General features: G+C 58.1%; 11 protein-coding genes. 5 read left to right on the forward strand and 6 right to left on the reverse strand.

Annotated features, from left to right (window positions below; genetic code table 11):
• The first annotated feature begins 251 nt into the window (after positions 1–251).
• On the forward strand, positions 252–1,319 hold the full coding sequence (locus tag ACHMXB_RS22580) for a GIY-YIG nuclease family protein (protein ID WP_395405759.1): 1,068 nt from the start codon (positions 252–254) through the stop codon (positions 1,317–1,319).
• A gap of 41 nt (positions 1,320–1,360) precedes the next feature.
• On the opposite strand, the gene ACHMXB_RS22585 is transcribed toward ACHMXB_RS22580, so the two are convergent.
• On the reverse strand, positions 1,361–2,188 hold the full coding sequence (locus tag ACHMXB_RS22585; protein ID WP_395405761.1) for a PH domain-containing protein: 828 nt from the start codon (positions 2,186–2,188) through the stop codon (positions 1,361–1,363).
• Positions 2,189–2,796: 608 nt separating this feature from the next.
• On the opposite strand from ACHMXB_RS22585, the gene ACHMXB_RS22590 reads away from it, so the two are divergent.
• The 4 genes from ACHMXB_RS22590 (at position 2,797) to ACHMXB_RS22605 (ending at position 7,233) form a co-directional block, all read left to right on the forward strand.
• Complete coding sequence (locus ACHMXB_RS22590; RefSeq protein WP_395405763.1) at positions 2,797–3,825, forward strand: hypothetical protein; 1,029 nt, start codon at positions 2,797–2,799, stop codon at positions 3,823–3,825.
• A 515-nt stretch (positions 3,826–4,340) separates the two neighbouring features.
• Complete coding sequence (locus ACHMXB_RS22595) at positions 4,341–4,553, forward strand: excisionase family DNA-binding protein (RefSeq protein WP_395405969.1); 213 nt, start codon at positions 4,341–4,343, stop codon at positions 4,551–4,553.
• Between the two features lie 106 nt (positions 4,554–4,659).
• The gene (locus ACHMXB_RS22600) at positions 4,660–5,691 is read left to right on the forward strand and encodes a YhcG family protein (protein WP_395405765.1); all 1,032 of its coding nucleotides are present in this window, start codon (positions 4,660–4,662) and stop codon (positions 5,689–5,691) included.
• 372 nt (positions 5,692–6,063) lie between these two features.
• A complete protein-coding gene (locus ACHMXB_RS22605; protein WP_395405767.1) occupies positions 6,064–7,233 on the forward strand; it encodes a hypothetical protein in 1,170 nt (389 codons plus the stop codon).
• An 85-nt stretch (positions 7,234–7,318) separates the two neighbouring features.
• On the opposite strand, the gene ACHMXB_RS22610 is transcribed toward ACHMXB_RS22605, so the two are convergent.
• The 5 genes from ACHMXB_RS22610 to ACHMXB_RS22630 all read right to left on the reverse strand — a co-directional run bounded on the left by ACHMXB_RS22610 (position 7,319) and on the right by ACHMXB_RS22630 (position 13,156).
• Entirely contained in the window at positions 7,319–8,764 is a 1,446-nt protein-coding gene (locus ACHMXB_RS22610) for a PIN domain-containing protein (protein WP_395405769.1), read from the reverse strand.
• Positions 8,765–9,165: 401 nt separating this feature from the next.
• The gene (locus tag ACHMXB_RS22615; RefSeq protein ID WP_395405771.1) at positions 9,166–9,993 is read right to left on the reverse strand and encodes a hypothetical protein; all 828 of its coding nucleotides are present in this window, start codon (positions 9,991–9,993) and stop codon (positions 9,166–9,168) included.
• 225 nt (positions 9,994–10,218) lie between these two features.
• Positions 10,219–10,803, reverse strand: coding sequence for a hypothetical protein (locus tag ACHMXB_RS22620; RefSeq protein WP_395405773.1), 585 nt, complete (start codon positions 10,801–10,803; stop codon positions 10,219–10,221).
• Between the two features lie 612 nt (positions 10,804–11,415).
• Positions 11,416–12,423, reverse strand: coding sequence for an ornithine cyclodeaminase family protein (locus tag ACHMXB_RS22625; protein ID WP_395405775.1), 1,008 nt, complete (start codon positions 12,421–12,423; stop codon positions 11,416–11,418).
• Positions 12,424–12,697: 274 nt separating this feature from the next.
• Positions 12,698–13,156, reverse strand: coding sequence for a hypothetical protein (locus ACHMXB_RS22630; protein ID WP_395405777.1), 459 nt, complete (start codon positions 13,154–13,156; stop codon positions 12,698–12,700).
• Positions 13,157–13,255: the final 99 nt, after the last annotated feature.

Below are 13,255 nucleotides of genomic sequence, written 5' to 3' on the forward strand. Positions count from 1 at the left end.
GTGACGAGGAGCCGGTGGTTGGTAGCCTCATCTCGTGCGCACTCAGGCGCCGACTAAGGGAGGGCACCATGGATTCGTCTCGACCACCGGGCTGGTATCCGTGCCCGAGTTATCCGCACCTAGTCGACCTCGTCCAGTGGTGGGACGGAAGTCGGTGGGAATTCCGCTTCGGAAACGTTGTCGATGACGTAGAGCGTGACGCTCGAAGAGCCGAGCTTGGCAGGCTGCAATCCGAAATTGAGACTGCCAAGGTGGCCCTGCAGAATCTGCAGGAAACGGTAGAGACCACGCCGACCGATAACCTTCCAGCTGCCCTCGGCCTCCGCGAATATAAGACGATTGCGGATAATTCGGACTCTGTCATGAGCGAAATCAAGTCGCTCCGCACTCAAGCAAAAGCGGTTCTTCGCAGCAAATCAGCAATATCGGATTTTCCCGCGACGATCACCTCTGCCGACGGGTTCTCGTTCGAGATGTCCAAAAAATTTATGGCCAACGTCGGACCGCTCCTCCTAGGCATTCTGAATCTTCAGGTCGAGATCGAGGCAACCCGCAGGACTGGCAGCTTCTGGGAGGGCAAGCAACGCCTCAACAAGACCTGGAACAAGCTCAACGAAGTTGCTATGCAGTTCGGGGGCTACCTGGATTATAAATACTTCTCACTGCGTGAAGAGGAACTCGCGCTCTTGGAGGTCCACAGGAACAGCGTCCTGAGGGAGAAGGAGGAAGAGCGTGAACGCCGCGCCGAGTTGCGGGAAGAACTCAAAGTCCAGCAGGAACTCGAGGCAGAGCGGGCGAAACTCCAGAAGGAGCTAGACCATTACTACAACGTCATGGTGGCGTTGGAGGCGCAGGGTGATGCGTCCGGAATCGCCCGGGTGGAAGAGCAGATCCTCGCTCTTGAAGAGGAGCTGAAAGAAATCGACTTCCGCGCCGCGAATATCCGGGCTGGCTACGTCTACGTCATCTCCAACATTGGCGCCTTCGGTCCTGACATCGTCAAGATCGGTCTGACCAGGCGACTGGAGCCACTGGACCGCATCCGGGAACTGAGCAGCGCCTCGGTACCGTACAGATATGACGTCCATGCCCTGTTCTTCTCTGCTGATGCCGTGGGCATTGAGACCATGCTGCACGGCCACTTCGATGACCGCCGTGTGAACAAAGTGAACCGCCGCAAGGAATTCTTCCGGGTCCGACCTGAAGAGGTTTTAGCCGCACTGCAGAAGCACGAGGTGGAGCTGGTTGACTGGGTCGATGAAGCGGAGGCTGAGGAGTTCCGGCTCGGGCTCACACTTAACTCCCCGCCGGCAGGATGAGCTTTCACTGAAGCCCAGGCTTTACGAGGGTTAGCACCACTTCAGCCTTGCTTGGATAGGAGGATTGCTTTCTGCGTTTGGAACTCTTCGTCGTTGAGGATTCCTTTTGCGTGGAGTTCAGCGAGGCGTTCGAGCTGAGCGATAAAATCGTCCGCGGGAGCAGTAACCGAAGCAGGATCCGGCGCCGTCGGTTGATGTGCGGACGCAGTCTGGGCATCGCGGATCGCCTTGGCGAGCGAGTCGCCCTGCCCATGTCCGAGGGCCGTGACCGATGCTTTGGTCCCGGAGTGGTTGATCGTCAGGGTTTCCCCTCCGATCGCTTTCTTCAGATCGACGGCCTGGATAGCGCCGAGCGAAAAGGAAGTGAGGTCCTCTGATCCGATGCTTTTTTCGAGGAAAAGCAGGCGGCGGTCCGTGGCAGCAACTATCCCTGGTTTGTTCTCCAGCCTGCCCACTCCAATCGCCTGCACGGTTTCGCCACGGTCCAGAACGTTGGCGAGGTGGGCAATTTCCTTTCGGCCAAAAAAGCGCAACGCTACCTGGCTGGCCGCGGCCTGAACCCCATGATCGTCCAGCATGCCCTCCGGAAGCCCTTCGGAAATTTTGATCAGGTGCTTGTAATGCTTGTTGCCGAGGCCTTCGACACGCCACTCAATGTGCGTCTTGTCAGCATCAGGAACGATTGACCCGGTGATCTTTGCGGCCCACTGATTGCTCAACAGCGCCTGCGGAACGTCTACAGCAATCTCATCCGGGTTTAGAGACTTAACTTTGAATTTCGCTTGCTCAACAGCTGGAGGGAGCATTTTAAGGGCTGTCTCATGGTCGGTGAGCAGGGTCCATTCAACTGTCCGGGAAATCGTCGCCATGCCAGAACTGTAGCCTGCCGAATGCCGGAAATCGCGTTTGGGCGCACGTACGCGTGGGGGCGGGCGGAGCGAGTAGCCTACCGTAAGACCGTTGGTTTCACCGATCGGCCGAAACCGCGTCAGTAAAGAGCAGCTGGATTCTTACCGATCCGAGCGACGAGTGGCCTTCACAAACGATGACGCCGACTTGGCCTACGATGCTACAGATCCCAAGCATCCCGGCTTCCTGGATCACAGCGGGGCCTAGCAGGCGCCGCCCCGTCGCGGTGGGTCCGGGTTCCTGCGGAACTCTTGACGAGTTTTCAGGCTTCTTCGTTTGTTAGTTACCCGTGGGGATGGCAGGCGTACAGCCGGCGCCGCTGGCCTGGCAGCCACTTCCCTAAGTGATAGTCAACTACGGATAAGCTAGATTCCGTCATTCTACGGCGTCGGCGGTGAGTCAATAGAAGCGCCGATATCGCCGAATCCGTTCCGGGCCACGTGGAGACGGCGGATCGAGGTTGGAAAACGAAAGGCCGCAGGCGCTCCCATCTATCCTAGTGTCGGCAGGAAGCCGGTGTCAGGCAGGCAATTTCAAGCTGAGATCAGAGCAAGGGAAAGTAGGCGGTATGACCGGGTTTCAGGGGCGCGTTCCTTCCATGGGCCTTAGGGCAGCTGCTGTTGATGGGGGCCGACAGGGATTCCAGTTGTGGGGGTCCGGCTTGTACCACGACATACGGCTTGTGGGCGGCCATCATTATGTAGACTCCTATATCGCAATTTTCGACGGTACCCCCGATGTGTCTAACGGGATTCGACAAGGCTTCACGGCGGAACTGGTCCACGAACCGTGGAATCCCAATGACCAAAACGCTGTGTCCGTTTATGTGCAGGGCATGATGATCGGATACATGTCCAGAGACGATGCGACATATTTCGGGCCAATGATCGGGGCGATTAGGGAAGCCGGCTTTGCGGCTTTGTCCGGGATTCAGCTGTGGTTCAGGAAGACGGAGGTGGATAAGTATGTTGAGATTCCCAACAGATATTGGGACCCGCGGGAAGACGACGGTGAGCCTGAGACGGTTTGGGTCGCGGTGGAAGGCGAGACCATGCCCAAGTACTCATGCGGAGCTCAGCTGAGGCTTAGGGGACATCAGGCCGTCTACCCGATGAACGCTGCTCCAGAGGTCGATTTCGTTCTTCTCCCTCCCGGAAGGACTATCAGTGTTTACGACGTTGAGCCCACGACGAAAGGTCAGGAGGATTTGATGGAGCTATCTTCTGACACTGACCTCGCCGTTTACGCGACCCTGTCGATCAGCGATGATGGCAAACGAGAACGCGCAATTGTAAACATCGACGGCAGCCCTCTTGCGCGCTTGAGCATCCCGATGAGCAAGGACTTTGTCCCATTTATCCGGCAGGAGTTGGGCCGTTGCAAGTCAGTGGCCGTAGAACTTCACGTCTCAGCTGGTTCGTGCATCATTAATGCACTACGTCCATCGGAGGGCGGGATTTCACGTCCGCCCTACGATGACTGGCTGAATCCACACGAGCGATTTTCGATCGTGCCGGACATCGACCTAAGGCAGTACCCGGAACGCTTCGTTCACAAGAAATGGTCGGAAGAAAAGGGCAGTTACGTCGCGGTTTAAAGATTCTTCGCCGAATGGAGGCGGACGGGATTAGCAGCCAACAGACGCACGTTTCTCTCAGCCAATGAGCGTCAGGACCGGACGCCGATAATTGTCGTTTCATCAACCTAGACAAGGCGAGCAGGGGAGCGGCTTCGTTCTTCCAGCTCAGACCGAGCAAGACAAATCCCGACCTGGGAGGGAAAACGACGATTCCTGGTATAGGCGAGCGGCTAAGACACCGGGCGGTCCTTGATATCCGTATTGGCGCTGACGGTCAGTCTGTGGTGACACCACCAGACTTAGGGCTGCAGGCATGATCAAGTTCTGGTAGCGCCCCGCTGAGTTCTAGCTGGAGTGAAGATTCAGAATCTGCAGTGTGAGCCTCAGAACAAGAGCATCAGTAACTCTTATCGATATTTCCGCCCACGTGCGTACACCGCCGTCCGGCGCTGGTAGTGCATCGACAAGCTAAGGTTGAAAGAAAGAATAGTTGAAGCTTTAACTTTCTTACTTTACATAAGGCCGGTTATACCATCGAGCAAACCGCCGAAGAACTCAACTGTAAAGCCAGCCTCATCCGAAACCTCATCCAAACCGGAGAGCTTCGCGCAATCCAGGTCGGAGCCCGGGGCCTGTGGCGCATCGGCATCCAAGACCTCGAGGACTACATCGCACACGCCTACCGGCGCACCGCGGAGCGGATCGCCGCCGGCGAACTGACGGACGACATCCCTGAGGGGGAGTAGGGACACCGGATCGGACGGGAACCCCGCTCCAAGCGCCCCACGCTAGCGTGCGCTCAGCCGCGGACACCGCCTCCTGGCCTTTCCGGGAGCAGTTAGGGTGGGATGCGTGCCTGCAATCGAGCCCGAACTGCCAAGCGGCTACGCCGTAACCCTCGAGTCCCTGAAAGCTCTTGTCGCTTCCGCTCAGCTGCGGGCCCAACGAGTGGTCAACGCGGCCATGATCGAGCTCTACTGGAAGATCGGCCGCACCATTTTGGAGCGGCAGCAGGCTGAGCCCTGGGGGAGTAACGTGCTGGGGCGACTGGCCGAAGATTTGCGCAGGGAATTCCCGCACATGAAAGGCTTCTCCCGTAGAAATCTGTACTACATGCGCGCCTTCGCGGAGGCATGGAACGCCCCAGCTGAATTTGTGCAGACAGTGTCTGCACAAATCAGCTGGAGCCACAACGTCGCCCTCCTCGATCGATTACAGGACCAAAAGCTGCGCGAATGGTACGCCCACCGAGCCGTGCAGCACGGCTGGTCCCTGTCCGTCCTGGAACACCAAATAGCCTCCCGACTTCACGAACGCGAAGGCGCAGCGCCCAACAACCTCGAGGCCCGTCTTCCAGGGGAGGGCACGGCACTGGCGCGTGAGGTCGCGAAAGACCCCCTGGTGCTGGATTTCCTTGGTCTGACCCCCGAAGCCGACGAGGCCGCCATAGAACAAGCCATGACTCTGCGCATGGCTCAAACGCTCATGGAGTTCGGCACAGGTATGGCATTCGTCGGCCGCCAGGTGCATCTCGAGGTCGGAGGTGACGACTTCTACGTCGACCTTCTGCTGTATCACATACCAACCGACCGATATGTGGTGGTCGAACTAAAAGCCGGCAAATTCAAGCCAGAACACCTGGGACAGCTGAACTTCTACGTCTCCGTCGTCAACGACAAGATCAGGCTCCCCAGGCAGCGGCCGGCGGTCGGGATCCTTGTCTGCGGATCCAAGAACCAACACACGGTGCGTTATGCATTGGACGGGGCAGCGCAACCACTGGCCGTTGCTTCGTACACCTACGAGACACTGCCTGAAGCAGAGCAGCAGGCCCTACCATCCCCCGAAGCAATCGTTAACGCCCTGGACTTAGACAACAAATAGCGACGTCGACGAATTGTGCAGACACTGTCTGCACAATTCAGCATCTCGCGCTCAGGCCGGCCCCTCCGCGGTCTGGGCAGGCAGCAACTAGCCTCATCCGCCACGGTAAGAGAAGCCCTGCCGGTTCATGTCGGCGGGGCTTCTCTTCAGGATGTCTAGGGTGGCGACGCATCCCTCCAGAAGCTTCTCAGTAAACTCCCAGACTATTCTGATATGCTCTTGAGCAGGCAGGCTGGTCTGCCTTTCTCTGAGTCCGAGTCCCCACGTTGACGAAGACACTGAAGACAACTGCCACAGATCCAGAAATTGAAGTACCTGCATAAATATCTCTCTTAATGACAGGGCTTACAGGCGTGGGGTGTATGCCCGGGATTGAAGATTGAGATGGACTCCAAGAACAACGCCCGCGATCGCAAGATCAGACAGGATACGCGCGCCTGGGCAGAATACGTCGGCACGAATTACACGACCGCGCTGCGCCAGATCGAGTCACCGCTGGCGCAAGGATTTCTCGGCGAACGGGTCAGCGCACGGCAGCTGATCAACACCCTGAATGACCACCAGCTCGTCGGTGCGGACGACGGCGACTTCGTCCTTGGTGAAGCCGGCTTCTACGCAGATACGCAGTGGAGCCTCAACCGGACCAGCGATTTCATCGAACTGGCCTTGGTCACCGACTTCCTGCGGATGTTCACTCCCGTCGCGCCGGGAGAAACTCCCGTGGTGAGCAGCTACTCGCTGAAGCACACGGCCGAGAAATTCCTTCGGCCTCATTGCCCCTATGTCACCAACGGCCGCCTCATCTGGGCTGCCGCTGCGCTAGGACTTCCGATGGTCGAAGACGGCGGCCTGAACCTCCTGATCGGAGTATCTCAGCAAGAGCATGACTACGTCTGGCACAGCGTCGAAGGAAATAACAAGCCACGGGCCCACCATCACCGGCCCCCGGGATTTACGCACTTGCAAACCGCCCTTGAGCAGTGTGCTGCCGGTGAGCTCGTCCTGGGCCGCTGGGAGCGCCCGGAGCCTTCGACTGCGATTGTCCCGTTCCATGACTGGCTGATGCTGCAAGCGGAAACGGGTCGCGATGACGTTATTGGTGACCTGGCGGGCGACTACTCCGCCGGAATTGAGAGCAGCGAGCACCGCATTGCTGGCAGTGCGCAACAGCTGCTGGACATCCTCGGCGAGCTTTGGGCATCGCCCGAGGTGATCAGCTCAGCGGTGGAAGCGATCATCGAGTGGGCCAGGACCGCGCCTCCGGAGCTGCGTGGGGACGTTAGCATCCGCACTGAGCGCATCAGCAGCAACGAAGAGGATGCGCCAGGATGGGGAGCTGGCACAGGGACGATCGAGCGTCATGAATTTCTCTGCCCCTGTGGCCACGGGCTGATCATCGAAGAGCATGACAACATCCCCGGATTCCGCGAGCACGACGTCCAGATCGCCTGCGGCAAGTGCAGCCAGACGTGGCACGTCGTGCCGGGTCTGCCGGTGCGGGGTTGGCGCGTCGAGCCGAAGCCCATCGCCGAAGCCGCCTAATAAACGCAGAACCCCGCCTGGTCTTTCGGATCAGACGGGGTTCTGTTCTGCAGCAGCCCTGATGGATGATGCGCCCGAAGGACAATCACAAGATCGCGGGCTGCAGCCAGTGGTCGGTAACCTCGTCATTGGTCAAGGCAACGTCGTATGTTCCACCAACCGGCTGAATCGAGGTCAGGATCAGGCGGCCTTCTTCGTCGACGTCCGAGACGGCACAGATGAGTTCGCGGATCGCAGAGTTGATTCTGTAGCCGGTAACGCGCGGGGAAGCACCGGGAGCGCGACTCACTGCTCGCTCAAGGACTGCAGGAGCCTGTGCTGGGAGGAAGCCTGCAGTTGCAGTAGCCTCCGTAGACTCAGCAATGCTCTGCTCTACTAATTTGAGAGCCTTCTGTGTGGAGGTTAGGTTCCACAGCTCCAGGAGTTCCTTATCAATGAGAACGTCATCTATGGCCGCTACAGCTAGTATAAGTGCGACTTTAGGATGCTGCTTGTTTAGATGATGCATAAAGAGGGCGACGGCCTCGGCGTCCCAGCCCCGCCCGTCCTTCCACCAGCGCGAAGCTAGCAATTGCTGTCGTTCCAGCTCACCTAATTCCTCGCTTAACCGCTTCGCATCAGTAACGGATTCGGCGTGAACTTCGATGTCCAAAGCATCCTTGGCAAGATTAAGAAAATCAGCCGGCGTTTTCATATAAAGGCTTACACCGGCACGGTATTGAAGTTCACGCGCCAATTCAACACGCGGTCCGCGGTTCTCTCCAGCTTCCTTTCGAACCCAATCCTCTTTTGTGTCTCTTGAAATGAACAAGACGTCTACCTTCCGGTCGGAAGCCTCAAGAAGAGTCTGTTCCCAGACAAGGTAATCGCCCGCCGCGAGTTCGTCACCTTTCTTGGCATCCATGTAACCAGGAGGAATCTTTTTATCCGCTCGTCGCCGTGCCTCGGTGATGGCCGCCTCGTAGTCCTTCTTGGACAGCGGAGAACCGACTCTCCCTGCGAGGAGTGAGTCCAGCTCCTTCAGAACTGGGTCCGACGACGTGTCCCGTGCCCACGACAGCGTGTCTTCTTCGGAAAGTTCAACGATTTTTTTACGAATTGATGAAAAAGCTTCGGAGGCAATAGACGTTAGTTCCGCGTGAACATGCGGGTCATGAGAACGTCTGTTTGTCCACTGCTTTAAGCTTTCTACCAGCTGGACTTCACTACGATCCAGATTTGCATTTAGCTGATCTCTACCGCTGGGGTCGCGAAGAACAGAGTCACGGTTTCTCCAAAACTCGTCAATCGCCTGATGGGGAACCCAAAGGCGCTTGTTCAGAGCCTTAAGTGCGGACAACAGATCTCTACGCGCCTGAGCGCTGAACCTGTACAAATCAAGCAGAACATTGGCGTCAATGACCACGAGGCCGGTCTTGAGGACTGCTTGAACCTGCTCGCGGTTCGCCGTCCGGTAACCCTCGAATCCATCAAACAATCCGAACTTCCGTGGCTCCTCAGCAGTCATTTCAGCGTCGGTCATCGAGATCATATTCAGACCTTACCGGTAGCTGCGATGTCGGCTGGCTTCTGCCTTCGAAGGCCTGTCATCTGGTGATCCGAAGTTGTCGGAGATCTGGCCTTGCTACGCCTCCGATGAGCTAGCCCTAAGCGCCCGATGCAAGTGCGTTCCTAATCTTCGTTTGGAGAGCTGCGCTTCCCTCAGCTGGCACCCAGTGGATGAAATGCCCACCCGGTAGACGCACTTGATCGGGTATCTCAGCACGCGTTTGCGACATTCGTCGGCCGGCCAGGAGGCTGACGCACCCAGGCAATCGGGTCACGCGGATCGGGTGCGAGCCTACAGTGCAGCCCCTGACCAGAACTCCGACTCACGGCCCGAATATTCAGGCTAACAGAGGCGCATTTGCGTCGATTTTCCACAGTATGTTCCTACCATGAGAAGCGCGGAGTTCGTGTCGTGCGTTGTTCGGCAAAGTCTTGAAACGGATGCACTGAATTATTAATTTCAGAGATCTCTTCCTGCGTGAATCGGGGGACGTGAGTGTCGAAGCGGAGAATATCACCTTCGATAATAAGTGTTGCGTAACCCTCTTCATCCCGAAAATCCGGGTCAATCTCTGCTCTGACAAGATCACTGAACAAGTTCACATACCGAGTCATCTCAAGGACAATATCAGCGAGATACTTGCGGCATTCCTTGTATTCCGTGAGGAGTGAATTGTACAGTTCCTCATTCCAAACTCGGATCTTGTAAAAGGCTTCGAATCGGAGACGACCTCCGCCGCCGTCCTCTTCGGAATGTTGGGAAAATGTGCTCAGCAGCTCATTGATAAAGTGCCCGATGGTTCGGATTACCTTTTGAAGGTCGTTATGCCCTTCTGGCCAAGGTCGCGTGGCAATCCAATGCAAGCAGGTACGCAGTCGTTGTTCCGTTGCGACAGCCATGCTTGCTTCGCCACCGCTGAGCAGGGCACTCAAATCCTTGTGCCACGTATCCAAGCTCAACCGAACGGTCAGCTTGTCAACCAGGGCTGCCCACTTCACATCGGTGGAATCGGAAGCGGCCCCGAGGGTGCTCTTAACCCACGTCTCATGCTGCGCCTTCATTTCTAGTAGGAAGCTGACGGAGAAGTCCTCAGGAGCCTTGTCTATTAGCGCGTGATCAGTGGGACACAGCAGTATGAGGTTGCTGTACTCATCACGCTGTTCTGGCGACAAGGGGGATTCACCACGGGGCCCGTCGGGGCTCTTGGCCACAATGTGAGCCTCCTCGCCTACCAGGACGGCATCGCCGCTGAAGTCTGATTGGTGGGCAAGCGTTCTACGGCACGAGGGCATTGCGCAGTGGCTCGCCGCCCTGCCCCAAAGCAATTTCCGCGACAAAGTCGATATAGTCATCCAGATGACCTTTCAGGTGTAGCCGGCACCAGCCGCGGTGGGCGGGTTGTTTGATCGAGCAGTCGGAGCAGCAGCCGTGCGGCCTTAAGCGCGCACAGGCGCAGCCGTAGTCGGCGTCTCCCAGCGCTTCTGGGCTCCTTGACGGCTGATTCCGAACGCCCTGCCGATCTTTTCCCAGGAGATGCCCTCCGCCCTTGCGTTGGCCACGGCTTCGTCGAGCTGGGCCTCCAGCTCCTTGATACTCCCGCCCAGGGCGCGGATGCGGTGCAGCGACAGGTCCGGGGCGATATGCCGGTGCCACACGTCCAGGAACAGCGGCTCCAAGTCCTCCCGATCGCTTATATCAGCGGCATCGGCGCTGGCCGGCGGTCCGGCGTAGATGCGCCCCTCGGTCAACTCCTCGTCGGCCGGATCCCAGACCCGCGTCCACAAAGGATCCAAGATGACGTGTTTCTGGGACGGGACACAGCTGCAGGCGACCCTCCATCCGACCACCTGTGACGGCGGCCGCCAGGCGGCGCGGGTCGAATCCTCCTCATGCCCAACCGGCTGGCCGTCCGGCGTCATTAGGTTGATCTCCATGTACCTGCCGCCGGAGCCGTACATGCCGTCGGCGAAGACGCACACGACATAGCCTTCGTGCTCGCTGCCCTCGGTAAACCAGCCCATTACGCTTCCTATCATCGGCGGCCACTTGCTATGGTGACAGTATGAGCGTAGCAACCCTTGTTGACAAGTTGGTACGCTGCAGCAACTTTAGTTGACATAATCACAATTATCGGCGTTTCAGAAGGCGCGCTGGGAGGGGTCATTCCTAACCGTCACGCCGGGCAGAACGGCCCAGCCTCCGGCCCGAAAATCGTCGTCGGGACCAATTCCAACGGAGGTCGTCCGCGGAGGTAGACGAGCTGTTCTGCTCCACCATTGTCATCTCCTTCCCTTCCCCCGAGGACTGCACCGGCCTCATTGCAGGCCTTGCCGTCTGACATGAATTTCGTCTTCGTAGAGAAACAAAGAACGACCGCGACCTCCGTCTTGAACTATCCACAGGACGCTCCCGTCAGGGGCCCCCATATCAATGCGGCCTGAGGAGGAGGGAACTCCCGGCCACCACGGAATACGTCGTTGGCAAACGCACCAGGATGAACCGGACTATCGGTCCCGGGACAGACAGCGGATGCGTACTTGTTCTTGATTTGGGGGTCGAAGACTGCAGCAGTTTGGACCCAGGGAACGGAGTCCGGGGCGTGGTCCACGGTCCTACCTGTGCTGCTGCAGAGCTTACTTGCTCCTTGCCTGGTCCGACGGGCACTGCGTTTTCGTGGGCGAGAGGCTGTAGCCAAGGGAGCTACTTTTGGCCCTATCGTGTTGGGCCTTGCCGAGGACCATGGTTGCGCAGATGAGATCTTGGAGTGCCAAGCCGTGGGATTCGAACAGGGTGATCTCGTCGGGACTCTGTCGCCCTTCTTGTTGGAGGGTCAGCACGTCACCGAGCGGGACTACGGGGCTCTGATCCCATCCGTTCGCAATGAAATCGCCTCCCTCAGCTAAGGAGACTGCTTTGTCATCTACCGTGATCAGTGAAGCGCGCTCGAGCACCGTCCTGTCGATTTCCCGCTTTGTGATGGTGTTGCTGCCAACCGCGTTTATGTGTGTGCCGGGTTGAAGCCAATCCCCACGTAACACCGGCTCGGTTGAGCCGGTAGCTGTACAAATAACGTGCGCCAAACGGGCCGCCGACTCGGGATCCGAGACAAGTACTTGGAGCCCTAAGTCGCGACGCAGGCGGGCCACGAAGGCATCGCGTCGATGCTGACTACGACCGACAACATGAATGGTCTGCAAGGCGGGCAGTTCCTTCGCCAACGCCATGGCCTGTGTCTCGGCCTGAAACCCCGTGCCGTAGATAGCGAGAACTGTTGAATCCGCCCTGGCCAGCGAGCGTGTGGCAACGGCCGACGCAGCGCCTGTCCTAAGCTGACCTAGACGATCGGCCTTAATGACGCCGAGCAGTTCGCCTGACTCGAAGGCGTACACTAACAGCGTCAGAACCGCACCCTGAGTGACGTCGCTGCGAACGACCGGATACGCTTTGACGCCCATTGTTCCTTCGGTGGGTGCCAGAGCCCACATGACGTTCAAAACGGCCTTCTGCATTGCCGTCCGTTGCCGCGGAACGTTGATCGCGCTGCCCTCAGCCAGTAGGCGAAATGCCTTGTCGACGCATTGAAATGCATCATCCTGAGAGAGAAGCGAGTCGACGTCATGGTCGTTCAAGTAGAGGGTCATGTTGTTCCTGGTGTTGGATTTATTCAGCGTTTTTGGCGCGCGTGAGAGGCAGAACCTGGCCGGACATGCGTTTGTTATCCGAATGACCGCTGCCACCTCGCCCGCGGATGGACTGCCGCCCTGTCGTCCAATCGCCGCCGGTGATCCAGCGTTCTTCGTCAATCGAGGGAGCCTGGGCGACTGTTGGATCGCGGCGCTTTCACAGCGCTCACAAATGTGCCTGGGTTGCCCATGGCCCGCGGGTTGCGGCTCACAGATGCCTGCGGTGTGGTTCTTAAGGTAGCGGGGACGAGAGTGCGTGGGTCGTGATCTTGGGGTGCATGCGGGCTTCGGCAGTTTCCAGCACCGAACTGATGGCGGTAACGGCGGCACCGGAAGATTGGGTAAAACGAATGATCGCGTCAAGCCCATGCGATTCAGTCCAGTCGTAACTGACAAGAACAGCACGGGAACCTGGGAATAACTCGGCGGAAAACCCGAGTGAGCCTTCAACGGAGTATGCATAGATCAGGTCCGTCTGAAGCTCCCTGGCGACAACATGTCCCAGGACGCCGGTTTCGATCTGGTCCCAGACGACGACGATCTCCGCAGCTGCATTCTGCAATGTCGCGGCAATTGCCACACCCAGGGCTTCTGCTACGGCGGGACTTTGCAGCGATGTGATCCTCTGAGCATCACGTGCTGTGGCGCGCCTGCGTGCCATATCCAATATACGGGTTGTGCTGTCACTCATGTGAGTTCTCCTGCTCTCTGTCATAAACCCTTTACGCAGTGCCCGGTTAGGAGCGCTGCTGCCCTGCCGGAGCAGGAACAGCAGCGCTGGCGCGGCGGT

Origin of the sequence: Arthrobacter sp. UC242_113, from assembly GCF_044054585.1 — a bacterium.
In the GTDB taxonomy this organism is placed as follows: Bacteria; Actinomycetota; Actinomycetes; order Actinomycetales; family Micrococcaceae; genus Arthrobacter.

Coding starts and splice junctions, on each gene's coding strand:
- ACHMXB_RS22585 (WP_395405761.1), bottom strand. CDS start 2,188: ATGGCGACGATTTCCCGGACAGTTGAATGGACCCTGCTCACCGACCAT.
- ACHMXB_RS22590 (WP_395405763.1), top strand. CDS start 2,797: ATGACCGGGTTTCAGGGGCGCGTTCCTTCCATGGGCCTTAGGGCAGCT.
- ACHMXB_RS22610 (WP_395405769.1), bottom strand. CDS start 8,764: ATGATCTCGATGACCGACGCTGAAATGACTGCTGAGGAGCCACGGAAG.
- ACHMXB_RS22620 (WP_395405773.1), bottom strand. CDS start 10,803: ATGGGCTGGTTTACCGAGGGCAGCGAGCACGAAGGCTATGTCGTGTGC.
- ACHMXB_RS22625 (WP_395405775.1), bottom strand. CDS start 12,423: ATGACCCTCTACTTGAACGACCATGACGTCGACTCGCTTCTCTCTCAG.
- ACHMXB_RS22630 (WP_395405777.1), bottom strand. CDS start 13,156: ATGAGTGACAGCACAACCCGTATATTGGATATGGCACGCAGGCGCGCC.